Source organism: Nitrobacter sp. NHB1 (assembly GCF_036964665.1).
Taxonomy (GTDB): Bacteria; Pseudomonadota; Alphaproteobacteria; order Rhizobiales; family Xanthobacteraceae; genus Nitrobacter.
The window spans coordinates 3,114,135-3,137,773 of sequence record NZ_JBAMDA010000001.1 but is presented as its reverse complement, the minus strand read 5'-3'; the positions used below and the strand labels follow the sequence as shown (position 1 = coordinate 3,137,773).

The window sequence follows — 23,639 nt, the reverse complement described above, 5'->3', positions numbered from 1 at the left end:
GGTGGGCAAGAGCCCAGGATCCGAACCGATCGGTGGCGTGGACTTGACATTCGCGACCCGCCTTGTCGAAAGGTCTGACAGCGAATGTCAATTCATAACCCCACAGGAAAACTTGCAGTTGCTGGTGGTCCGTAATTCCAGCATTTGCGAAAGTGCCTGCCGCAAGGGATGCGAATGCTAGAATCGGACCACCAGCCCGCCATCGGGACTGCTGCAAAGCCGGGAGAAGACCCATGGGAGTTTCGCTCGATACGATCGATGGTGCGATGGCGTTGAAATTCGACGTCCAGCCGACGGTCAATCCGACACTCGCGACTGCACGCGCAGAAAAGCTCGCCAACCCCGGTTTCGGCCGGGTGTTTACCGATCACATGGCCGTGGTGCGCTACAATCAGGCGAAGGGCTGGCACGGCGCGCGCGTCGAATCCCGCGCCAGCTTCCCGCTCGACCCTGCGACTGCCGTCCTGCACTACGCGCAGGAGATTTTCGAAGGCCTCAAGGCCTACAAGCGTGACGACGGCGGCGTGAACCTGTTCCGCCCCGACGCCAATGCGAGACGCTTCCGCAATTCGGCCGAGCGCATGGCGATGGCGCCGCTCCCCGAGCCCGTGTTCATCGAAGCCATCAAGCAGCTCGTGCGCGTCGACCGCGCCTGGATTCCGGGCGGTGAAGGCAGCCTGTACCTGCGGCCCTTCATGATCGCGAACGAGGTCTTCCTCGGCGTGAAGCCCTCGGCGGAGTACATCTTCGCCGTCATCGCCTCGCCGGTCGGCTCCTATTTCAAGGGCGGTCCCGCGCCGGTCTCGATCTGGGTGTCGGAAAACTACACGCGCGCGGCGGTCGGCGGCACCGGCACCGTCAAATGCGGCGGAAACTACGCCGCCAGCCTGCGCGCGCAGGCCGAAGCCATCGATCGCGGCTGCGATCAGGTGGTTTTCCTGGACGCGATCGAGCGCCGCTACATCGAGGAACTCGGCGGCATGAATATCTTCTTCGTGTTCGACGACGGTTCGCTCTCGACGCCGCCGCTCGGCACCATCCTGCCGGGCATCACCCGCGATTCGATCATCACGCTCGCAAAGGAGTCCGGTACGCGCGTGCGCGAGGAGCCCTATACAATCGACCAGTGGCGCACTGATGCCGCCAGCGGCAAGCTGAAAGAAGCCTTCGCCTGCGGCACCGCCGCTGTCATCTCGCCGATCGGCAAGGTGTGCTCGGCGCACGGCGATTTCACCATCAATGGCGGCGCCGCCGGTCCCGTCGCGATGGGCTTTCGCAAGAAGCTGGTCGACATCCAGTATGGCCGCGCGGCAGACGCGCACAACTGGACCCGCAAGGTGCTGTGAGCGCCGGCAGCGCGTTCGTTCGGCTTCTTTTGCGGTTAGGCCTCGCGATACTGCATGTCCTTTAGAGGCACCAGACCGAGCCGCTCACGTCTGATCCAGCGCGAGATCATCAGGACGGCCACCACCGCGAGGCCCGACGCCAGGCCAATCCAGATGCCGATGCCCCGAAATCCCAGTTTGAAGGCAAACAGCAAGCTCAGCGACATGCCGAAGCCCCAATAGCCAAGACCGGCATAGATCATCGGCACGCGGGTATCCTGCAAGCCGCGCAGCATACCGGCGCCGACCACCTGCGCACCGTCGGCAATCTGAAACACCGCCGCGCAGGTCAGAAACGACGCCGCGAGTCCGATCACTTCGGCATTCGCCGCATCGTTGACGTCGATGAATGCGCCGATCAACCATCGCGGCGCGGCAATCATCAACACGCTGGTGTTGGCCATGAAAGCAATCGCCAGCGCAAACGACGCCCATCCGGCGCGGGCGACCCCATCGCGGTCTCCGGCGCCGTAAGCGCGACCGACACGCACCGTTGCGGTCTGCGCCAGTCCCATCGGCACCATGAAGGAGACCGACGCGATCTGAATCGCAATGGCGTGAGCCGCGATCGAGGCCGCGCCGAACTGCCCCATCAGGAACACCGCGGCATTGAACACGGTGATCTCGAAGGCGAGCGCAGCGCCGATCGGCAGTCCGACGCGCCACAGCGTGACGAGACGCGGCCAATCGGCGCGCCACCAGTTGCCGAACAGATGATAGCGACGAAACTTATGGCCACAGCTCGCCACCAGCGCCAGCCCGACGAACAGGAAGGTATTCGACAACGTGGTCGCAATGCCGGACCCTCGGAGCCCCAGCGCAGGCAGACCGAGATGACCGAACACCAGCGCCCAGTTCGCCACGATATTGAACAGGATCGCGGCTGCGGTCACCATCATCGCCGATAACGGACGCTCCAGCGCAGCGAAGAACGAACGCAGTGCAATGAAACCCAGCGTCGGCAGCATACCCCACTGCAATGCACGCACGAACACCTGGGCGTCCGCTGCAAGCTGCGGTTGCTGATCGAACAGAATGAGGATCGCATCTGTATGCCAGAGCAGCAGCCAGCTCGGCACCGCAATCAGCACCGCGCTCCATAGCCCCTGCCGGAACGTCCGCCGCACGTCGCGCACCATGTGCAATTTGCGACCGAACGCTTCGGCCATCATCGGCGACGTCGCAGTAATGATGCCAATGCCGAAAATCAGGATCGCGAGGTACAGATTGACGCCAAGGGTTCCGGCGGCCAGCGCAGACGAACCAACGCGGCCCAGCACGATCACATCGGTGGTGGTCAGCGCGATTTGCGCGAGGTTGGTGAGGACCAGCGGCCAGCCGAGCGTCAGCGTGGCCCGGAATTCTCCGAGCCAGGCGTCGCGTGACAGCGCGCTCTTTGGCCAGAACCGAAGGCGCAGGGCGGCCATGCCGCGCCGACCGGGCGTCACGCGGACACAAAATCCGCAAGCGTCGCGGCATCGATCCAGAACACCTCGCCCTCGGACTCCTCGGTGTCGAGCCAGAGCAGATCCGCGCGCGGATAAGCCTTCTCGATCGCCGGCTTGCAGCGGCCAACCTCACACAACAACCCGCCACCGGACGCGAGATGAGTTTTGGCGCCGTCGATGATCCGTCGCACCAGATCGATGCCGTCGGCACCACCGTCGAACGCCATCCAGGGCTCCGCAAGGCACTCGCGCGGCAGGCCCGCCATGCCCTTCGCATCGACATAGGGCGGGTTCGAGATGATGAGATCGTATCGCTTGCTCCCGACGGCCGCGAACAGGTCGCCCTGTGCGAGTTGAATGCGATCCTCAAGGTCGTGTTCGCGCACATTGCGCGCGGCCACCGCGAGCGCGTCCGCCGACAGGTCGCTCGCATCGACCGTCGCATTCGGAAACGCGCGCGCGGCCAGAATGGCAAGGCATCCCGAGCCGGTGCAGAGATCGAGCACGCGGGTCACGGTTGCGGGATCGCGCAGACGCAGCACATCGTCGTCGCCGAAATGCGAGTCCAGAAGCTCCCCAATGAAGGAGCGCGGCACGATCACACGTTCGTCGACGTAGAACGCCAGGCCGCGCATATACATCCTGTTGACGAGATAGGCGGCGGGCTTGCGGGTCGCGACGCGCTGCTCGATCCAGCCGAGGATGCGCCGGCCGGCCGCCTTCGGCACGCGCCGCGCGGCCAGCGGCTCGACCTCGTCCGGATGCAGGTGCATGGCCTCGCCGACCAGGAAGGCGGCCTCGGCCACCGGATCGCTGGTGCCGTGGGCAACCGTAACGCGCGCGCGCTTGAGCCTTGTGGCTGCGAAGCGGACATAGTCGAAAATCGTTGCGAGTTCGGGAGCCGCGGTTCTGGCGGCGGAGGAGTTTGCAGCTTTGGCTGGTGCCCGCGTCGGCCGGCGTTTTTTGGCTGAACTACGGGTCGCGACTTTCGATCGTCCACCGCGCGCGGCGGTCTTCGCCATCAGGATTCGGCCCAGCGCGCCGCAGCGGAGTCATCGCGATCATGGGCGTCAACCCAACTGGATCCGGAGGCGCCCTCCTCGCGTTTCCAGAACGGCGCCCGCGTCTTGAGATAGTCCATCAGGAATTCCGCGCCCTGAAATGCCGCCTCGCGGTGCGACGATGCCGTGACCACGAGAACGATATTCTCGCCCGGTACGATCCGCCCGTACCGGTGAATGATGGTGATGCCGGTGAGCGGCCAGCGCGCCAGCGCCTCCTCGGCATGACGCGCGATCTCGGCCTCCGCCATACCGGGATAATGTTCCAGCATCAGCGCGGCGATCGCGTCACCGCCCTCGTCGCCCCGGCAGATGCCGCTGAAACTCACGACCGCACCGATATCGGTGTTGCCGCGCGACAGCGCCGCGACTTCGTGCGCGACGTCGAAGTCCGCTTCCTGTAGGCGAATGGTGACGGGAACGGTCATGGATGGCGCCGTCGTTGACAGATCAGCCGCCGGTCATCGGCGGAAAGAAGGCAATCTCGTTTGCACCCGCGATCGTCGTATCCTGCTTGACGTGCATCCGGTCGATTGCGGCGCGGATCACCTTCGGTTTGTCGAACGCATGGGCATATTCATCGCCTCGCTGCGACAACCACGCGATCAGATCGGCAACCGTCGCGACTGCCGGCGGCGGATCGAGCGCCTCCTCGGCCTTGCCGACCCGTTCGCGCACCCAGGCGAAATACAGCACCTTCATTTTTCATCCTCCTTGATGACGTGGTGGATGCCGGCGCGGAAATAGTCCCACCCGGTATAGATGGTGAAGATTGCGGAGATCCACAACAGCAGAAGTCCGATCTGGGTCACGAACGGAAATATCAGATCGCCGGCCTCGCCCGCCAGCAGGAAACCGATCGCCACCAGTTGCACCGTGGTTTTCCACTTCGCGACCTTGGTCACGGGCACGCTGACACGCAATCCCGCCAGATATTCGCGCAGTCCCGACACGAGAATCTCGCGGCACAGGATCACGATCGCCGCCCACAATGTCCAGCCATGGATGATGCCGTCCGCCGCCAGCATCAGCAGGCAGGATGCAACCAGGAGCTTGTCGGCGATCGGATCGAGCATCTTGCCGAAGGCCGACTGCTGATCCCAGATTCGGGCGTAGTAGCCGTCGAGGAAATCGGTGAGGCCGGCCGCGGCGAACACTCCCAGCGCCACCCAGCGCAGCCGCAACGGCCCGTCCATGATCGACTGCGCATAGACGCAGCCCACCACCACGGGGATCGCGGCAATCCGGGCAAAGGTGAGAATATTCGGAAGCGACAGCATAGGCCTCGCAGTCGCCTGGCTGGTTACGGTGGTCATTTTGTCTTACCAATACTGTCATGGCGCGAACGTCAACCGGCCGCGCAGCGCAATTTGCCGACTTCGCGGCTGCGGCAACCTTATCCGTTGATCTTAATACGAAAAAAACCACCGACTATCATTACAAAATCCACCCTCACCCCGGCCGGGCGTGGAAAAAATCGAAGATTTTGCGGGCGCTTTCCGCGCTGATGCCCGGAACCTTGCCGAGGTCTGCAACCGAGGCGCGCTCGATCTCCTTCAGGGTCCCGAAATGATGCAGCAGCGCGCGCTTGCGCGCCGGGCCGATACCGGGAACCTCCTGCAACCCGGCTTCGCGGATGTCTTTCCTGCGCAGCTTGCGATGCGATCCTATGACAAATCGATGCGCCTCGTCGCGCAGCCGCTGGATGAAATACAGGACGGGATCGCGCGGTTCGAGCTTGATGGCGGGGCGATCCGGCAGGAACAGGGTTTCGCGGCCGGCATCGCGGTCGGGACCCTTGGCGACCGCCATCAGCGCGACCTGACTCAACCCCAGCGCATCGAAAATCCCTCTGGCGGCATTGAGTTGGCCGAGGCCGCCGTCGATGATCGCGAGATCCGGCCATTGCGGCACCGCATCCTTATCCGACTCGTCGGCCTTGTCCGGATCGGTCGCGGCTTTCTGCGTCAGCAATCTTTTGAAACGGCGTTCCAGCACCTCACGCATCATCGCGTAGTCATCGCCGGGCGTCAGACCCTCGGAGCGGATGTTGAACTTGCGATACTGGTTTTTCAGAAAGCCTTCGGGGCCGGCGACGATCATCGCCCCGACCGCATTGGTGCCCTGGATGTGGCTGTTGTCGTAGACCTCAATGCGTCGCGGCGCCTGCGGCAAGCCGAGGGTAGACGCCAAACCCTGCAACAGCCGCGACTGCGTGGCGGTATCCGCCAGCTTGCGGCCCAGCGCCTCGCGCGCATTGGTCAGCGCGTGCGCGACCAGTTCCTTCTTTTCGCCGCGCTGCGGCGTCAAAACCCCGATCTTGTGACCGGCCTTGACCGACAGCGCATCGGCCAGCAATTCGCCCTCCTCGATCCGGTGCGAGACCAAAATCAGCTTCGGCGGCGGCTTGTCGTCGTAGAACTGCGCGAGGAACGCGCCCAGCACCTCCTCCGGCGTGAACGACTTTTCCGCGCGCGGAAAGTAGGCTCGGTTGCCCCAGTTCTGCCCGGTGCGGAAGAAAAATACCTCGACGCAGGAATAGCCGCCCTCCTGGTGGATCGCGAACACGTCGGCTTCTTCGAGCGTGCGTGGGTTGATCCCCTGCTGCGACTGGATCGCCGACAGCGCGGCCAGCCGGTCGCGGTAGAGCGCCGCGCGCTCGAAAGCAAGATCGTCGGAGGCCTGCTCCATCGCGCGGGCCAGATCCTCTTTCACGGCGCGGCTGCGGCCGGACAGGAAGTCCGTCGCCTCGCGAACCAGCGCCGTATAGCCGGGAAAGTCGATCTCGCCTGTGCAAGGGCCGGCGCAGCGCTTGATCTGGTACAGCAGGCACGGCCGCGTGCGGCTTTCAAAGAAGGAGTCGGTGCAGGAGCGCACCAGGAACGCGCGCTGCAGGGCGGTGATGGTGCGGCCGACCGCGCCCGCGGACGCGAACGGTCCAAAATAGCGCCCCGGCCGCGACTGCGCGCCGCGATGCTTGAGGATTTGCGGCGCCCAGTGGTCGCCGGTGATCAGGATGTAGGGAAACGACTTGTCGTCGCGAAGCTGCACGTTGAAGCGCGGCCGCAACTGCTTGATCAGGTTCGCTTCGAGCAGCAACGCCTCGGTCTCGGTCCCGGTCGACACGATCTCGACGGTGGACGTCGCCGCGATCATGCGCGCGATGCGCATCACCTGGCCGGTCGGCCGCGCATAGGACGACAGGCGCTTGCGCACGTTCTTGGCCTTGCCGACGTAGAGTACGTCGCGCGCGGCGTTCATCATGCGATAGACGCCGGGCGAGGTCGGCGCATGGCGAACGGCGTGCGCGATGGCCGCGCGGCCGACCGCGAGCGGCCCCTCCGCGATCGCATCGGTAAGCTCGTCCGGAACATCGGGCAGCCGCGCCTCGTCGTCCTCGTCGGTCTCGATGGTTGCGGGATCGACATCCTGTCCCGTCGCCAGCCCCCCTGGCTGCGTGTCCGCCCCGGAACCAGGCAGGTGTCCGGGTCCGGCCGGCTTTGCGGGATCGGAGGAATCGGTCGTCATATCCCTCAGTTAAGCGATGAAACCGGCCGATGCCAGCGGCGGGGCGCCGAGTTGGCCGCACGGCGAGGCAGCGTGTCGCCGGTTCCCCGCGCCGCCATGCCGGTAACACTTTTTTAAGAACAACAGACGGCGGCGGCGCCGTCTTAAGAACCGTTTAACTTAAAACTTTCGATAAATCCTACGTACGGGATTTGGGATTTCGTAACCCTATGGATCGGGTTGCGATGTCCCGGCAGTCCCGGCGGGAACGACGATAGCGGGTTGGAGAGTCGAAATGAGCGAGACAACGATCGCAGCATTGGCAGCCGTGGCATCAATGGCGCTGATCGGCACCGCGCAGGCCGCGGATTTCTCTTACCGCTCGCCCTATACCGTCAATCAGCCGCTCAACGCCTATAGCTGGGCGGGCCCGTATCTGGGCGGCAACCTCGGTTATGCCTGGGGCAGCGTCCAGAACAGCGCCACCAGGCCGGACGGCGTGTTCGGCGGCGTGCAGGCCGGCTACAACTGGCAGAGCGGGCCGCTGGTGTTCGGTCTCGAAGGCGACATCCAGGCCAGTGCCGCCGACGATACCTTTGCGCCGTGGAAATTCTCCAATCCGTGGTTCGGCACGGTGCGCGGCCGCCTCGGTTATGCCTTCAACAACGTACTGGTTTACGGCACCGGCGGCCTTGCCTTCGGCGCACTGCGCGCTGAAACGTTTGGCCTGTCGGAATCCCACACCAATGCGGGCTGGACCGTGGGCGTCGGCGCCGAATTCGGCATCTACCAGAACTGGACCGCGAAGGTCGAATATCTCTACGTCGACCTGTCGAGCAGCAACTTCACGATCACCGCCGCTCCCAACAGCTACCAGTTCGGACTGGTCCGCGCCGGCGTGAACTATCACTTCTAACAAGAACAACAACAACCACGCTTTTAACTCCCGGCCGTTCGCGGCCGGGATTTTTCGTGATGGCAACGTGTCGCCGTCCATCGCGAGCGCAGCCGCGCTTGACGCACCTTTCGCAGCACGAACGCCGCGCCTTGCAGGCCCAGGTCAGAACGAGATCAGGACGAGAGCACGAGATTGACCGCCTTGGGGCCCTTGCCCTTTTTGTCCGGCTCGACCTCGAACGTGATGCGCTGTCCTTCGGACAGTTCCGTCAATCCGGCCAATTCCACAGCCGTGATATGAACGAAGACATCGCGGCCGCCATCGTCGGGCTTGATGAAGCCGTAGCCGCGCTCCCCGTTGAAGAACTTGACCGTTCCAGTCATGGACATGGGCAGACTCCTCTCCCCTTGCTGCGCCGCCGCGCCCCCGCGCGCCGACTCGACCGGACATTCACTTTCCAGACAACACGGCCGTCACGGCCATAACCGACAACGAAGCCTGTTTCGACAGGTGACGCATCAGATGGCGTTGTCACTTAGCCACCTCCATTCGCGGAAGCGGAACGTAAAGCCAGTCGCAACGGCGGCAGCTTAATACGGTTCCCTTCGAACTGACTACGACGAAATAGGACCTTTCAAAACGGGAATGCCTCAGCCCCGGATCGCATCGAGCCTGAACCTGGCGGCGCCGCCCTGACCCAGCGGCTTCTCCAGTTCGGGAAGGATGGCCTTCAACTCGGCCATCAGCGTCCACGGCGGGTTGACGATCAGGAGCCCGGCCGAGGTGAGCGGCCCGTCCGCGGTCTGCGGCGCCACGCTGAATTCCAGCCGCAGGCATCTGTCGGCCCCGCCACCGGTGGCAGCGCCGACCCTGCGGGCCAGATCGTCCGCAGTCCGGCGGCTTTTCGCCGGATACCACAGCAGGTAACTGCCGGTCGGCCATTTCGCGAAGGCTCCGGCAAATCCGCCGGCGAGCCGTTCGAACTCGTCCTTGCGCTCGAACGGCGGATCGATCAGCACCAGCCCGCGCCGTTCCTTCGGCGGCACGAAAGCCGGCAGCGCCACCCAGCCGTCGAGATCGACGACGTTTGCCTGGGCGTCGCGGCGCAGCGCGCCGATCAGGTGCTTGCGGGCGACGGGTTCGAGTTCGCACGCGACCAACCGGTCCTGTGGCCGCAGCAAAGCGCGTGCGATCAGCGGCGACCCCGGATAGGACCGCAGGCCGCGCTGCGGATTGAAGGCCCTGACGATATCGAGATAGGGCGCGACCAATGCGCCGGCGGCGTCCGAAAACCGCGCCTGCATCACCCGCGCAATGCCGGTCAGCCACTCGCCGCCGCGTCCCGCCTCCTCGCCGGAGAGATCGTAAACGCCGGCGCCTGCATGGGTGTCGATGACGCGGAACGCAGCCGGCTTCTCGTGCAGATAGGTCAGGATGCGGACCAGCACGATATGCTTGATGACGTCGGCGAAGTTACCGGCGTGGAAGGCATGGCGGTAGTTCATGGCGCTGGTTACGCCATCCCGCAATGAAAGTAACCCATCATGCGCAACGGCCTTGCCGGGGGACGACGGGTATGCGGAGCGTCTCATCCCTTGGTCGTCCCTGCGAACGCAGGGACCCATACCCCCTGACGTCAGTGACGCGGCGAAGAGATCCCCGACGCACGGGCATGACATTGTTCTTCAATTGCAACGACACGGAATATGGGTCCCCGCGTTCGCGGGGACGACAGCAACCATGTTGGCTCGCCTCGCGCTTTCGAGGAGGCGAGCGCCCGCTGCGACGAACCTCGATTGACCGCACATAGAGCGCGTTTTCGAGCGAAGCATGTCCTCGGGCTTGACCCGAGGATGGGCACCGGTTCGCGTGAAGAAAACGCGTCAAACAAAATCATAGAGCCCGCTTCTGATTCCATCAGAAACGAAAAGGCTCTAGCTCAGCGTCCCCGCATGAGCCCACCATTGCGGACGATCGAGCCGGATCGTTTGCGCGGCGCGACGCGCGTCGGCCTCGTTGCCGAAAATCGCAAAACACGTCGCGCCCGAGCCAGACATCCGCGACAGCCGCGCGCCGGTTGCCCGTAGCCTCGCGAGCACCTCGCCGATCACGGGCTGAACGCGGATCGCGGGCGCTTCGAGATCGTTGGTGCCGTCCGCCAGCATGGCCAGCCAATCGTCCGTCGGCGCCCCGGTCTTCGGCCACACGATCGCTTCGATCACATCGGAGACGCCGAGGTGCAGTTCGCCTTTCCGAAGGCCGAGCGCGGCGAAAACGTCCTTCGTGGCGACGGGAACGCGCGGATTGACCAGCACGGCCGGCATCGCCGGCAAACCCAACGGCTGCAGGGTCTCGCCGACACCCGTCATCACGCAGGCTTCCGAACGGACGCAAACCGGCACATCGGCGCCGGTCAGTCGCGCCACTTCAATCAAGCGCCGATCACCGATCGCAATGCCGTTGGCCCTCGCCAGCAGCCTCAACGCCGCAGCCGCATCCGCCGAGCCGCCGCCGATGCCGGCCGCGACCGGCAAATGCTTGTCCAGCGCGAAAACGCCCGTCTTCAGGTTTGTGACCCTCTCGCCGAGCAGCCGCGCCGCCTTGAGAACGAGATTGTCGGCTGTTTGACCGCACTCCTGCGCGCCCGGGCCACCGGCGACGAGCGACAGCTCCGTGCCCGGCGTCAGGGTGAGGCGGTCGACGCAATCGGCAAACGCGACCACGCTTTCGAGATCGTGAAAACCGTCGGCGCGCCGGCCCACCACCCGCAGGGTCAGGTTGACCTTGGCGCGCGCGGTCTCGCTCAGCGCCGGTTCGGTCGATTTCATGTTCATGGCGCCGGTGACGATCATGGCCGATGTCAAATCCAAAAACGCGCACGAATCAAATGATTTTTGCGATTGCGTTCGGCCTCGCGATCCGCAAGGGAAACGGAAGCGACAGAGACATCTTGATCGGACCGAAGGCGCGAGCCGTTTCGCCGTGCGTTCAGCCGCCCTTGCCGTCTTCCTTTTTCTTGTCCGCCGACGCAGCCGCCGGGGTTTCGTCCGCCGGCAGGCCGTTTTCGATCTTGGCCTCGATCTTCGGCAGCTCGTCCGGCTCCGGCTTCAGATCGCGCGCATGGGCCCACTGGAATTTCGCCTCCAGCGTCCGCCCAACGCGCCAGTAAGCGTCGCCGAGGTGATCGTTCACCGTCGGATCCTCCGGCTTGAGGTTGATGGCGCGCTCGAGCGTCTTGACCGCCTCCTCGTAGTTACCGATGCGGTAATAGGCCCAGCCAAGGCTGTCGACGATATAGCCGTCGTCCGGCCGCTGATCGACGGCGCGCTTGATCATCTTCATGGCTTCGTCGAGGTTGAGGCCGCGATCGATCCAGGAGTAGCCGAGATAGTTCAACACGTGCGGCTGCTCGGGCTGAATCTCGAGCGCCTTCTTCATGTCGACTTCCGCTTTGTCCCAGTTCTTCGACCGCTCTTCGCAGATGCCACGGAAATAGTAGTAGACCCAGTTCGGCTTGTCCTTCGCCTCGGCGATCACGTCGATGCCTTTGGCGTAGGTCTTTGTGCAATCGGCGAACTTCTTGTGACCGCGCTCGATGTTGCCGAGCGCCATGATAGCTTCAAGGTCCTTCGGGTCCTGCTCCGTGACATCCTTGAGAATCTTGATCGCCTCGTCGCTGCGATCGACGGCATCGAGGTCGGTCGCGAGTTGAACCTGCGCATTGCGCTTCAGTGGCGAATTGGCAGGTACGCGCTGATAGACGCCGATCGCCATCTCCGGCTTCTTCACCGATTCATAGAGGTCGGCGAGCGACAACAGCGCCATCGGATGATTGGGCGCGAGATAAAGCGCGAGTTGCAGATAGACCAGCGCGAGATCCTCGCCGCCGCGCCGGGTCAGAGACGCGCCAATGCCGTAAAGAGCTTCGGCGGCGCCGGTTTGCGGCGAACTGACGAGCTGCGGCAGTTTCTTGCCGGCCTTGGTCTCCTTGATGCCTTCCAGAATCAGCGGATGCCGCGCCAGTTTCTTGTCGAACGACTCATACACCGCCAGAGCCGCTGCGTCGTCCTTGTTGCGCGACAGCCACCGCGCATAGGCATCGGCAACGCGGAGCGCGGAGTCGTCGAGTTTATAGGCACGCTCAAGGCGTACGCCGGCGTCCTTTTCCCGGCCGGCAAGATCGAGCAACATCCCCGAATGCAGGTCCTTGAAGATTGGATACCATTCCGGGCCGGTTAGCTTGTCGATATTGGCGACAGCCTGCTTGACGTTGCCGGCGCCATAGTCGGCCCAGCCCGACAGCAACGTCGCCACCAGATCGGTGATCGGCCCGCGGACGGACTGATTGATGTTCTTCCGGGCGGCGGCGTACTTCTTCAGCTTGAGGTAATGGACGCCGATGACCAGCCGGGCGACGCGATTGGATTTGTCGACGGTCAGGATGCGGTCGGCGAGTTTCACGGCGGCGGCGATCTCGCCCTCGGCCAGCGACGAGATGAACGCGCGGTCCAGAAGCTCGTTGTTTTTCGGATCGGTGCGCAGCGCCGAGCGATAGAACGCCGCCGCGGACTTGGCGTCGCGCTCCACGCTGGCATGGCGCGCGGCGAGATAGCTGCCCGCCCTCGTCATGGTGCGCAAATCGTGGGCACTGGGAAACTGCGCGGTGTCGGTCGGATGCTCGGGTGTCTGAGCCGCCAGCGGACCGGACAGCACTAACGACGTCGCGGCGGCAACGGCCATCGCCAGGCGATTGAAACGAATGGACAACATCGGGATTCGCGTAGCTCCAGGTTTCACGGCACGACCTTCAGGCGATCTCGATGCGCAACCGGATCGCCAGCATTGCACGATCCGCTTCTAACATTCGCGTCAGGTTTGCGCGAGTGTCTTTGCGAAAGCACCTCTACTGTGGCGGCATCGTGGCCGCCGCAGAACGCCATGCCGTCAGGCTCTCACGAGATTGTGGTCACATCGCCTCATAATTAGGTCCGCCGCCGCCCTCGGGTGCAACCCAGGTGATGTTGCCGTTGGGATCCTTCACATCGCAGGTCTTGCAGTGGACGCAGTTCTGGGCGTTGATCTGATAACGCGGGCCGGCCGTGTCCTCGACCCACTCATAGACGCCCGCCGGACAGTAGCGATTCGACGGTCCGGCATAGACGTCGTGCTCCGAGGTCTTTTGCAGGGCCATGTCGGCGACCTTCAGATGAACCGGCTGGTCCTCCTCATGATTGGTGTTGGAGAGGAACACCGAGGACAACTTGTCGAAGGTCAGCTTGCCGTCCGGCTTCGGATAGGCGATCCGCACGTGGGCCGTGGCTGGATCGAGCGTCTTGCCGTCCGGCCTGGCGTGCGACCGGGTGCCGAACAGCGAGAACCCGAACAGCGTGTTGGTCCACATGTCGAGGCCGCCCAGCGCCACGCCGGCAATGGTGCCGAACTTCGACCATAGCGGCTTGACGTTACGGACCTTGAACAGGTCCTTGCCGACCGCGGAATCACGCCAGGCATTCTCGTACCCGGCGATCTCGTCGTTGGCGCGCCCGGCGTCAAGCGCCGCCGCGACGTGCTCCGCGGCCAGCATGGCGCTGCCCATGGCATTGTGAACGCCCTTGATGCGCGGGACGTTGACGAATCCGGCCGCGCAGCCGATCAGCGCACCGCCCGGAAATGTCAGGCGCGGCACCGACTGGTAGCCGCCCTCAGTGATGACGCGCGCGCCGTAGGCGAGCCGCTTGCCGCCCTCGAACACGCCGCGGATCGCGGGATGGGTCTTGAACCGCTGGAATTCCTCGAACGGCGACAGGTACGGATCGTCATAGTTCAGGTGCACGACGAAGCCGACGGCGACGCGATCGTCGTCGTAGTGATAGAGAAACGAGCCGCCGCCGGTGGAACTGTTCAGCGGCCAGCCCAAAGAGTGCTGGATCAGCCCGTTCCGGTGCCTGGCCGGATCGACCTGCCAGACTTCCTTGAGGCCGATGCCGAATTTCGGCGGCTGGCTGGCCTTGTCGAGTCCGAATCTGGCGATCAACTGCCTGGACAGGCTGCCGCGGGCGCCTTCAGCGAACAGCGTGTACTTGCCGCGCAGTTCCATGCCGCGCACGTAGGAACTCTTGTGCGATCCGTCGCGCGCGACGCCCATGTCGCCGGTCGCGATGCCGCGGACCGCGCCGCTGTCGTCGTAAAGTACTTCGGCGGCGGCGAAGCCGGGATAGATCTCGACGCCGAGCGCTTCCGCCTTCTGCGCAAGCCAGCCGCAGACGCTGCCGAGCGAGCCGATGTAGCAGCGATGATTGTTCATCAGCGGCGGCATGAGGACGTTGGGCAACCGGATCGCGCCTCCCCGCGTCATCCAGTAGAATCGGTCGTCGTTGACTTTGGTCTTGAGCGGGCAGTCGGCGTCGTCGCGCCAGTCCGGCGCCAGGGCGTCGAGCCCGGCCGGATCGATCACCGCGCCGGACAGAATATGCGCGCCGACCTCGGACCCCTTTTCGACGACGACGATGCTGAGATCGGCATTGAGCTGCTTGAGCCGAATCGCCGCCGACAGGCCCGACGGTCCCGCGCCGACGATGACGACGTCGAAATCCATCGATTCACGGGGCGGCAATTCGTCGCTGCTCATGATCTGCTTCCGCAACCGGCGACCTTTGGGTCTGTAATGTTTCCCAAGGCTTGGCCGTCTCAAAGCTTGTTGTTTCCGATTTTTTTCCCGAGAACAACCATGGAAAGCGCCCCTTTCGGCGTTCCATGCAGAGTCCTGTCCAGGTTAATTTTCGGCAAAACCCAAAAACCTTGTATGCATGCATGCCACCATGACCTCCGATCACGCACCCACCGTCCGAGAACTTATGACCTTTTATCTCGAGGCCGGGGTGGATTGTGCGCTGGGGGATGAACCGGTCGACCGCCTGTCCGCCCCCGACTTGGCCGTCCTCGATTTGGCCACCCCCGACCGGCCGGTCGTGGCGCCGGCCGGAACCGCTCCCGTTCCGGCGCGGCAGCCGCCAAACCGCGCGGTCACGGCAGCGCCTCGCGCCGGGATCGCGCCGCCTCCGGAGATTGCCATCGAATCCGCGCGCGAGGCCGCGCGCACCGCACCCTCGCTCGAAGCGTTGCGGACATTGCTCGACAGCTTCGACGGCTGCGCGCTGAAATTCACCGCGTCGCGGCTGGTGTTCGCCGACGGCAATCCGCAAGCGCGCCTGATGTTCGTCGGCGAGGCGCCAGGACGCGACGAGGATATCGAGGGCCTGCCGTTCGTCGGCCGTTCAGGCCAGCTTCTCAACCGCATGATCGCGGCGATCGGCCTCAAGCGCAGCGACGTCTACATCGCCAACGTCATTCCATGGCGGCCGCCCGGCAACCGGACGCCAACGCCGCAGGAAACCCAGATTTGCCTGCCGTTCATCCAGCGCCAGATCGAACTGGTGAACCCCGACGTGCTGGTCACGCTCGGAAACCCGTCGACGCAGGCGCTGCTGCCGACCCGCGAGGGAATCATGAAGACCCGCAGCAAATGGTTCGACTACGATACCGGCACACGAACGATCCGCGCGATGGCGACGTTCCATCCGGCATACCTGCTGCGGTCGCCGTCCTCCAAGCGGTTGGCGTGGCTCGACCTGCGCGCCATCGCCAAGGCGCTGGAAGATATGGCGCTGGAGCAGTCAGCGCAGGCTTGATCGATCTGGCGTCACGGCGCTTTCGGCCGGACGATGGCCCAGCCGATCCGCAACGAGGGCAGCCGGCCGTTGACGAGGCGCTCGAACGCGCGCGGAATCTCCGGAACGATGCCCGGAAACCGCTTGGCGATGGCGTCGGGGGGCGTGCCCGCGGTATCGGACGCGCGCCAGACCACGACGCCGCCAAGTTCGTTGAACCTCGCAAACGTCATCCACGGCGTGCGCTCAGGCGCCGCGTCGAGCAGGAGATGCGGCCGCGACGGACCGAGTGCGACGAGGGCCGCGAGTTGCGGATCGCCCGCGACCGCCTGCAGCGGATGATTGGTGCGGCGCTGGAAATTCTCGCCGAAGAAACGGCCGATCGCCGGCGCGGGAATTGACGTCGTAACCTCGGTGCTTGCGAACCACGGCTGAACAACGATCGTCGCGATCACCGCGAGAGCCGGAGCCACGACCGCGGCGAGCCACGCCACGCGCAGCACGCGCAGACGGCGCAGATGAATCAACTCGCCGGAGAACAGCACGACCGCAAGACCCGACATCAACAGCGCAATTGCCGCGCCTCCGACGACGTGATCGACCCCGAACAGCGCCGCAACGAGACTTCCACCGAGCGCCGGCGCGAGGGCGAAGACGTAGACGAAATTCTGCGCCAACGGATCAACCGGCGGCCGGACGATCACCGGCGCGTCTTCAGGCCTCCAATTGACGAGATTGGAATTGAGGACAATCAGCAAAACAAGGCCGGCCATCGCGATCATGAGTGAGAAGATCAGTTCACCCCAACGCAATAGCCGCAGGTGCAACTCGTCCAAAGCAGGCCAAGGCGGCGCACCGAGTGCGTCGGCGCGCACCAGCCAGATCAGGTAAGGCAGCGCGAGCACCCCGATCACCAGCAGCGCGAACAGCCAATCGATCGATTCCAGGGCATTTCGGCCCCGCTCCGTCGCCAGGGCGAACACGATCAGCGCCAGCAACAACCCGACCGCCGACCATGTGGTCAGCAACAGCAAGCCGGCTTCGATCGACAGCGCAAACCACGCATTGCGGCGACCCTGCCCGACGATCTGCCAGGAATGCAGCAGCAGCAACGCCCACAGCGGGAAGGCGAGCACCAGCGGGCCGAATGTCAGGCCGGGTGCCCCGAACGCGGTGACCGTCATGGTCAGCAGGACGGCAAGAACCGCCTGCTGGCTGCCGACAATGGTCTGCGCCAGTTCGTACAGAACCCGGAATGCAACGATGAAGCAGAGCTGCGACAGCACATAGACGCCGAACATGTGGTTGCCGGCGGCGCGATAGACGATGTCGGCGAGCCAGAACGCAAGCGGCGGCCCGAGATCCGTTCCGACCTGATATTCCCGGCCGAACGACAGCGCCGTCGCGAGATCACCAGGCGGACCTCGGTACAGCAGCAGCGGCACCAGCAGCCAGATCGCCGCCTGAAACAGCGCCACGATCCAGAACACCAGCAGCGGCCGGGCGCGGATCAGTTCGACAACCAGCGAGGTGAAGCGCATGAAGGGCCTGATGGCGGCGGGTCTTGCGGAGTTCCGGGTGCGCGTGAGTGAGGTGCCCGCGAGTGATAAGGCGCGCGAGCCGGCGAGGCAACCGGCCCGACCGGTCAGATCGCCGCCTCGACCGATATCCCGCCCGATGTTTCGCTCACAGAGGCGCTCTCCCCGATCGGTGGCGCGCGGTGACGTTCGCGTGCTGCAACCACCGGCGCGAAGAAGCTGCGATGATGCGGACTCGGTCCGAGACGGCCGAGCGCCTCCAGATGCGCCGGTACGCCATAACCCTTGTGACTCTCAAAGCCGTAGCCGGGGCAGTCCTGCGCCAGCTTGCACATCAGCCGGTCGCGCGTAACCTTGGCGACGATCGAGGCGGCCGCGATCGACAGCACGAGGCCATCGCCGCCGATCACCGGCTCGCACGCGCAAGCGATCTCGATCCGGTCGCGGCCATCGACGAAGACATGCTTTGGCATGTCCGGCAGTGCATGAACCGCGCGCGCCAGCGCCCACAGCGACGCGCGCAGGATATTGTCGCGATCGATCCGCGCGGTCGACGCGCACGCCACCGCGAAAGACGCGGTTGCGATGATCTCCTCGAACAATTCCTCGCGTCGCGCCGCCGTGAGGCGCTTGGAATCGTCGATGCCTTTGGGAATACGCTTCGGATCGAGCACCACCGCCGCGGCTACCACCGGACCCGCCAGCGGCCCGCGCCCGACCTCGTCGCAACCCGCGACCGGCCAGACGCCGCGCTTGATGAGCGCGCGCTCATGCCGGAAGCTCGGGGCGATGGCCGGCGATTTTCCTGGCTTGTCTCTGGATGGTTCCCGAATCATTCGGGGATGGTGCGGACGGAACGGCCTCAAGACAATCCCGAAATGCATTTATGCCCGCTGTCCGCGCCCCGGTTCCGCGATTCGCGGGCCGTCGCCACGGCGGAAGTTCGGTTCAGAACAGACTTAACTGCTGCCCGCTGCGTTTCGGCTTCGCGAAATGGTCCGTCGTCAGTCTCAAACGCCGCTTGTTGAGGCCGAGCTTTTCGCAGGCGATCTCGAAGCGGCGACCGATCATCCACGCCATCGGCCCGGCGCCTTTCATCCGCGCGCCCCATTGCGAATCGTAGTCGCGGCCATTGCGCATGTCCCGGATCAGCGCGAAGACATGGCGGTAGCGGTCGGGGTAGTTCGCCATCAGCCATTCGCGGAACAGATCGCGCACCTCGAGCGGCAGGCGCAGCAGCACATAGCTCGCTTCCCTGACGCCAGCATGGGCAGCGGCATCCAGAATCCGCTCGATCTCGGAATCGTTCAGAGCCGGGATCACCGGCGCCACCATCACGGTGGTCGGAATGCCGGCCTCCGACAGCATTCGCAGCGCTTCCAGCCGCCTCATGGGCGTCGATGCCCGCGGCTCCATGGAACGCGCGAGCCTGGAATCGAGCGAGGTCACCGAAATCGCCACCTTGGCGAGGTTGCGCTTCGCCATGCGCGACAGGATGTCGATATCGCGCGTCACCAGCGCCGATTTCGTCACGATGCCGACCGGATGCGAGGTGCGCTCCAGCACTTCGAGGATGCCGCGCATGATCTTCTGGTCGCGCTCGATCGGCTGGTAGGGATCGGTGTTGGTTCCGATCGCGATCATCTTCGGTTCGTAGCCGTCCGCGGCCAGTTCCTTCTCCAGCAATGCCGGGGCGTCCGGCTTCGCGAACAGCTTCGATTCGAAATCCAGCCCCGGCGACAGGCCGAGATAGGCGTGGCTGGGCCGCGCGAAACAGTAGACGCAGCCATGCTCGCAGCCGCGATAGGGATTGATCGAGCGGTCGAAGCCGATGTCGGGCGAGTCGTTGCCGGTGATGACTTTTCGCGCGGCATCGACGGCGACCGTGGTCTTGAACGGTGGCAGCTCGTCGAGGCTCTGCCAGCCATCGTCGAAGGCTGTCCGCGCCTCAGTCTCGTAGCGGCCGCTGACGTTGGATTGCGCGCCGCGCCCCCTCCGCCGCTCGCGGTCGATGGCGACCTCAAGCCCGGTAAAAGGCGACACGGCACCCGCCGATCCGGGGGGCGGCGTGATCGGCGGGTGCCCGAGGGCAACAGAAGATGCTCTGCTCATGGCGAGACTATAGCACCTGAACAGAACAAATCAAGAACATAACCCGACGTTCTTAAGAGCCGTCAGGCCGACGCGCCCTTGGCCTTCGGGCGGCGCAGGTGTTCATCGAGTCGCGGCATGATCTCGACGAAGTTGCAGGGACGCGAGCGGTAATCGAGCTGGTGGGCGAGGATACTGTCCCAGCCGTCGCGGCAGGCTCCCGGCGAGCCGGGCAGGCAGAAGATGAAAGTCGAGCCAGCGGTGCCGGCGGTGGCGCGGCTCTGGATCGTCGAGGTGCCGATCTTGGCGTGGCTCAGCATGTGGAAAACGATCGAGAAGCCATCCATCCGCTTCTCGAACAGCGGCTCGACGGCCTCCGGCGTGACGTCGCGCCCGGTGAACCCGGTTCCGCCGGTCGTGATGACGACATCGATGCCCGCGTCCGCGATCCATTTTCTCACCAGGATCTGGATCGCCTCGACGTCGTCGGTGACAATCTCGCGCGCGCCGAGCTTGTGACCGGCGGCGGTCAACCGCTCCGCCAGCGTCGTGCCCGACTTGTCGTCGGCGAGCGAGCGCGTGTCGGAAACGGTCAGCACCGCGATGTTGAGCGGGATGAAGGGCTTTGTCTCGTCGATGGAGGGCATGGACCTAATTCCTTCGCGCTCGCTTTGAGGCAACCTCACCGTCACATTGCGAGGAACTCAAGGGCGACGCGTAGCATCGCAATGACGGATTGAACTGTGCCTTCACAAACGATCCGTCGCGAAGGTATTGCAGGCCTGCACGGTGCCCTGCTGGTAGCCGGTCATGAACCAGCGCTTGCGCTGCGCCGCCGAACCGTGCGTGAACGAGTCTGGCACCACACGGCCGGTCGCCTGCCGCTGCAGCGTATCGTCGCCGATCGCCGACGCCGTGGTCAGCGCCGCGTCGATATCGCCTGCTTCGAGGAAGCCAGGACGCTTCTTCTCCTCGCGATTGACCCAGACGCCGGAAAGGCAATCCGCCTGCAATTCGACCCTCACCTGCAGCGCGTTCGCCTCGGCCTTGCTGTTGGCCTGCTGCTGCAATCGCGTCACGCGCGGCAGGATGCCGAGCAGGTTCTGAATGTGGTGCCCGGCCTCGTGCGCAATGATGTAGGCCGCGGTGAACTTGCAGGCGTTGCCCGAGCAGCCATGGAAGCGCGTTTCCACTTGTTTGAAGAAATTGGTGTCGAGGAATATCTGTTTGTCCGGCGGGCAATAGAACGGACCCATCGCGGACTGCGCCATGCCGCAGCGTCCGCCGTTGGTGACGTTGCGAAACAGCACGATTCGCGGACCGTGATATTTTTGACCGCTAGCCGCGAAGATTTCGCTCCAGCGGTCGTCGATTTCGCCGAGCACGCCGGAGATCATGCTGCCCATTTCGTCGGACGGCGCACCGGCCTTGCCGGACGACGAGCGGCTGCCGGTCTGATGGGTCGGTGCCTGGCCGCCGGTCAGGATTTCCGCGCCGCCGATCAGGATGCGCGGGTCGATGCCGAATGCGTAGCCGACCAGGCCGAGCACCAGAATGGTGCCGACGCCGAGGCCGCCGCGTCCCATTCCGAATCCACCCCCTCCGCCCATGCCGCCGCCGTCGTCGCGACGGTCGTCGATGTTGTCGCTGCGGCGAAAATCGTCATAACGCATGGCGTTCGTCCTCGTGTCCGATCGATCGTGACATCGCCGCAAGGGCGACACCAACGTAAAATTTCCACCTCGTTTATCAATAGCCTGCCCGGCAATAATTGCCTAGTGGAGTGAATTTGATAGTCGCGTCCCGGGAACGCGGCGATACCCCGACCGGCGCCGACGATGAAGCGCAGCGACCGCAACCGCGCACATGAATCGGAAACGATATCGGTCATCGAAAACGATGTCGGTCTGCGCACCAGGTTGCGAAAACGCATCTGCATCAAACGAAAGATGTCCTGCAGTTAAGTCGATTTTTACTTTGGCAGGTCACTGTAACGCCAGTCGGTTGTTAGGTCCCGCGTCGCCGACAGCGTCGCCTGAGTCAGAGTAGTCGAGTCATGGGTGTGTCGCGTCGCGGGGCGTCTGCAAGGGCGCCCCGCACCAAATTTGACTCTCCCGCTTCGCGCATCATCGTTGGCGACTGCGTCGCCGGGATGTCGAAGCTTCCATCCGGATCGGTCGATCTGGTGTTCGCGGATCCACCCTACAATTTGCAACTCAAGGGCGATCTCAAGCGTCCCGACGAATCGCACGTCGATGCCGTCAACGACGACTGGGACAAGTTCTCGTCCTTCGCGGCATACGACGATTTCACCCGCGCCTGGCTGCTCGCCTGCCGCCGCGTCATGAAGCCGTCGGCCACCATCTGGGTGATCGGATCGTATCACAACATCTTCCGGGTCGGCGCGATCATGCAGGACCTCGGCTTCTGGGTCCTCAACGACATCGTCTGGCGCAAGACCAACCCGATGCCGAATTTCCGCGGCCGTCGCTTCACCAATGCCCACGAAACCATGATCTGGGCCGCGCGCGACGAGAACGCCAAGGGCTACACGTTCAATTACGAGGCGTTGAAAGCCTCCAACGAGGACGTGCAGGCCCGATCAGATTGGCTGATTCCGCTGTGCACCGGCAACGAACGGCTGAAGGACCAGGACGGCAGGAAAGTTCATCCGACCCAGAAGCCCGAGGGCCTGCTGGCGCGGGTGCTGCTGTCGTCGTCAAGGCCCGGCGATCTTGTCATCGATCCGTTCAACGGCACCGGCACCACAGGCGCCGTCGCCAGGCGTCTCGGCCGCAACTACATCGGCTTCGAGCGCGACCGGACCTACGCCGCCGCCGCCGAGAAACGCATCGCGGCGGTCGAACCGCTCCCGGAAGCCACCCTCGCCCCGTTCATGACCGCGCGCGAAGCGCCCCGCGTGGCGTTCTCCGAACTGATCGAGCGCGGCATGATCTCGCCCGGCGCGAAACTCGTCGACGCCAAGAAGCGTCATGGCGCGCTGGTGCGCGCCGACGGCGCCATCATGCTCGGCGACAAGGTCGGATCGATTCACCGCATCGGCGCGGTGGCGCAAGGTGCGGGCGCTTGCAACGGCTGGACCTTCTGGCACGTCGAAACCAGCAACGGCCTCAAGCTGATCGACGAGTTGCGCGCCGAGATCCGCAGCGAGATGGCGGCGGGCTGAAGCCTTTGGCTCGAATTCCGATCTGACAGCGGTCGGCTCTGCTGACAACGCATAGCCGTGCAAGCGACTCGTCGGTTGCATTGATCGAAAAATCCGAGCATGGAATGCTCCTTCGCGGACATCCGCCCGCGTCCCAATTCATACCAAGAACAAACAGGGAATCTTTTGATGCTCACGTTCTACTTCAATGGCGCGCCGAACCCGAACAAGGTCGCGCTGTTCCTGGAAGAAGCCGGCCTGCCCTGCGAGCTCGTGCCGGTCGATACCCGCAAGGGCGACCAGTTCAAGCCGGAATTCCTGAAAGTGAATCCGAACGGCAAGGTGCCGGCGATCGACGACGACGGCGTGTTCGTGTTCGACAGCAATGCCATTCTTCTTTACCTCGGCGAAAAGACCGGCAAGTTCATGCCGGCGAATACGCCGGCCAATCGCGCGCAACTGCTGTCGTGGCTGATGTTCATCGCGACCGGCCTCGGGCCGTATTCCGGCCAGGCCGTGCATTTCAAGGATTATGCACCGAAAGGCATGGAGTACGCGCACAACCGCTACCAATTTGAGGCGCATCGTCACTACAAGGTTCTCGACGATCATCTCGCCAACAGCCGCTACATGGTCGGCGACACCTACACGATCGTCGATATGGCGTTCTGGGGCTGGGCGCGCATGGCGCCGCGCGTGATCGGCGAGAGTGCCGTTGCCAAATATCCCAACTTCAAGCGGCTGCTCGACGAGGTCTCAGTTCGGCCGGCCGCGGCGAGGGCGATCGCGCTGAAGGACAAGTTCACCTTCAAGACCGAGAACGACGACGAAGCCAAGGGCTTCCTCTACCGTCACATGACGACCAAGGTGGCATGATC

Annotated in this window: 21 protein-coding genes; 5 read left to right on the top strand and 16 right to left on the bottom strand. The window is 64.1% G+C overall.

The window, feature by feature from the left end:
* The first annotated feature begins 233 nt into the window (after window positions 1-233).
* Window positions 234-1,346 (top strand): branched-chain amino acid aminotransferase, encoded by a 1,113-nt coding sequence (locus V4R08_RS14590; RefSeq protein WP_335580017.1) that lies wholly within the window; start codon window positions 234-236, stop codon window positions 1,344-1,346.
* Between the two features lie 35 nt (window positions 1,347-1,381).
* On the opposite strand, the gene V4R08_RS14585 is transcribed toward V4R08_RS14590, so the two are convergent.
* The 6 genes from V4R08_RS14585 to uvrC form a co-directional block, all read right to left on the bottom strand.
* Complete coding sequence (locus V4R08_RS14585; RefSeq protein ID WP_335580016.1) at window positions 1,382-2,812, bottom strand: MATE family efflux transporter; 1,431 nt, start codon at window positions 2,810-2,812, stop codon at window positions 1,382-1,384.
* Window positions 2,813-2,829: 17 nt separating this feature from the next.
* Window positions 2,830-3,855: a 50S ribosomal protein L3 N(5)-glutamine methyltransferase gene (gene prmB, locus V4R08_RS14580; protein WP_335580015.1), complete on the bottom strand. Its 1,026-nt coding sequence runs from the start codon at window positions 3,853-3,855 to the stop codon at window positions 2,830-2,832.
* Window positions 3,855-4,322 carry a molybdenum cofactor biosynthesis protein MoaE gene (locus V4R08_RS14575; protein ID WP_335580014.1) on the bottom strand — a complete coding sequence of 156 codons (468 nt, stop codon included), beginning with the start codon at window positions 4,320-4,322 and terminating at the stop codon, window positions 3,855-3,857. The genes prmB and V4R08_RS14575 overlap by 1 nt, the downstream gene beginning before the upstream one ends.
* A 22-nt stretch (window positions 4,323-4,344) precedes the next feature.
* Window positions 4,345-4,596 carry a molybdopterin converting factor subunit 1 gene (gene moaD / locus V4R08_RS14570; protein ID WP_335580013.1) on the bottom strand — a complete coding sequence of 84 codons (252 nt, stop codon included), beginning with the start codon at window positions 4,594-4,596 and terminating at the stop codon, window positions 4,345-4,347.
* Complete coding sequence (pgsA, locus tag V4R08_RS14565) at window positions 4,593-5,210, bottom strand: CDP-diacylglycerol--glycerol-3-phosphate 3-phosphatidyltransferase (protein ID WP_335580012.1); 618 nt, start codon at window positions 5,208-5,210, stop codon at window positions 4,593-4,595. Before pgsA ends, moaD begins: the two co-directional genes overlap by 4 nt.
* A 136-nt stretch (window positions 5,211-5,346) precedes the next feature.
* The gene (uvrC, locus tag V4R08_RS14560) at window positions 5,347-7,422 is read right to left on the bottom strand and encodes an excinuclease ABC subunit UvrC (RefSeq protein WP_335580011.1); all 2,076 of its coding nucleotides are present in this window, start codon (window positions 7,420-7,422) and stop codon (window positions 5,347-5,349) included.
* Between the two features lie 274 nt (window positions 7,423-7,696).
* Here uvrC and V4R08_RS14555 point away from each other — a divergent pair, with 274 nt between their 5' ends.
* Window positions 7,697-8,317 carry an outer membrane protein gene (locus V4R08_RS14555; RefSeq protein ID WP_335580010.1) on the top strand — a complete coding sequence of 207 codons (621 nt, stop codon included), beginning with the start codon at window positions 7,697-7,699 and terminating at the stop codon, window positions 8,315-8,317.
* 155 nt (window positions 8,318-8,472) lie between these two features.
* On the opposite strand, the gene V4R08_RS14550 is transcribed toward V4R08_RS14555, so the two are convergent.
* From V4R08_RS14550 to V4R08_RS14530, 5 genes are all read right to left on the bottom strand, one after another.
* A complete protein-coding gene (locus tag V4R08_RS14550; protein ID WP_335580009.1) occupies window positions 8,473-8,688 on the bottom strand; it encodes a cold-shock protein in 216 nt (71 codons plus the stop codon).
* A 261-nt stretch (window positions 8,689-8,949) separates the two neighbouring features.
* On the bottom strand, window positions 8,950-9,804 hold the full coding sequence (locus V4R08_RS14545) for a 23S rRNA (adenine(2030)-N(6))-methyltransferase RlmJ (protein WP_335580303.1): 855 nt from the start codon (window positions 9,802-9,804) through the stop codon (window positions 8,950-8,952).
* Window positions 9,805-10,233: 429 nt separating this feature from the next.
* Window positions 10,234-11,151: a 4-(cytidine 5'-diphospho)-2-C-methyl-D-erythritol kinase gene (locus V4R08_RS14540; RefSeq protein WP_335580302.1), complete on the bottom strand. Its 918-nt coding sequence runs from the start codon at window positions 11,149-11,151 to the stop codon at window positions 10,234-10,236.
* A 136-nt stretch (window positions 11,152-11,287) separates the two neighbouring features.
* Entirely contained in the window at window positions 11,288-13,069 is a 1,782-nt protein-coding gene (locus V4R08_RS14535; RefSeq protein ID WP_335580008.1) for a tetratricopeptide repeat protein, read from the bottom strand.
* Window positions 13,070-13,265: 196 nt separating this feature from the next.
* Window positions 13,266-14,927 carry an electron transfer flavoprotein-ubiquinone oxidoreductase gene (locus tag V4R08_RS14530; RefSeq protein ID WP_335580007.1) on the bottom strand — a complete coding sequence of 554 codons (1,662 nt, stop codon included), beginning with the start codon at window positions 14,925-14,927 and terminating at the stop codon, window positions 13,266-13,268.
* 190 nt (window positions 14,928-15,117) lie between these two features.
* Here V4R08_RS14530 and V4R08_RS14525 point away from each other — a divergent pair, with 190 nt between their 5' ends.
* A complete protein-coding gene (locus tag V4R08_RS14525; RefSeq protein WP_335580006.1) occupies window positions 15,118-15,987 on the top strand; it encodes a uracil-DNA glycosylase in 870 nt (289 codons plus the stop codon).
* Window positions 15,988-15,998: 11 nt separating this feature from the next.
* Here V4R08_RS14525 and V4R08_RS14520 read toward each other — a convergent pair whose 3' ends face one another.
* The 5 genes from V4R08_RS14520 to ypfJ form a co-directional block, all read right to left on the bottom strand.
* Window positions 15,999-17,507, bottom strand: a complete 1,509-nt coding sequence (locus tag V4R08_RS14520) for a glycosyltransferase family 39 protein (protein WP_335580005.1) — start codon at window positions 17,505-17,507, stop codon at window positions 15,999-16,001.
* A 104-nt stretch (window positions 17,508-17,611) separates the two neighbouring features.
* Window positions 17,612-18,340 (bottom strand): ribonuclease HII, encoded by a 729-nt coding sequence (gene rnhB / locus V4R08_RS14515; RefSeq protein WP_335580004.1) that lies wholly within the window; start codon window positions 18,338-18,340, stop codon window positions 17,612-17,614.
* Between the two features lie 112 nt (window positions 18,341-18,452).
* Window positions 18,453-19,616 (bottom strand): PA0069 family radical SAM protein, encoded by a 1,164-nt coding sequence (locus tag V4R08_RS14510; protein WP_335580003.1) that lies wholly within the window; start codon window positions 19,614-19,616, stop codon window positions 18,453-18,455.
* 62 nt (window positions 19,617-19,678) lie between these two features.
* On the bottom strand, window positions 19,679-20,242 hold the full coding sequence (gene moaB / locus V4R08_RS14505) for a molybdenum cofactor biosynthesis protein B (protein WP_335580002.1): 564 nt from the start codon (window positions 20,240-20,242) through the stop codon (window positions 19,679-19,681).
* Between the two features lie 102 nt (window positions 20,243-20,344).
* Window positions 20,345-21,268, bottom strand: a complete 924-nt coding sequence (gene ypfJ / locus V4R08_RS14500; protein WP_335580001.1) for a KPN_02809 family neutral zinc metallopeptidase — start codon at window positions 21,266-21,268, stop codon at window positions 20,345-20,347.
* A gap of 383 nt (window positions 21,269-21,651) precedes the next feature.
* On the opposite strand from ypfJ, the gene V4R08_RS14495 reads away from it, so the two are divergent.
* Together V4R08_RS14495 and V4R08_RS14490 are read left to right on the top strand one after the other, a co-directional pair.
* Window positions 21,652-22,782, top strand: a complete 1,131-nt coding sequence (locus V4R08_RS14495; protein ID WP_335580000.1) for a site-specific DNA-methyltransferase — start codon at window positions 21,652-21,654, stop codon at window positions 22,780-22,782.
* 168 nt (window positions 22,783-22,950) lie between these two features.
* Window positions 22,951-23,637: a glutathione S-transferase family protein gene (locus tag V4R08_RS14490; RefSeq protein ID WP_335579999.1), complete on the top strand. Its 687-nt coding sequence runs from the start codon at window positions 22,951-22,953 to the stop codon at window positions 23,635-23,637.
* Window positions 23,638-23,639 lie beyond the last annotated feature (2 nt).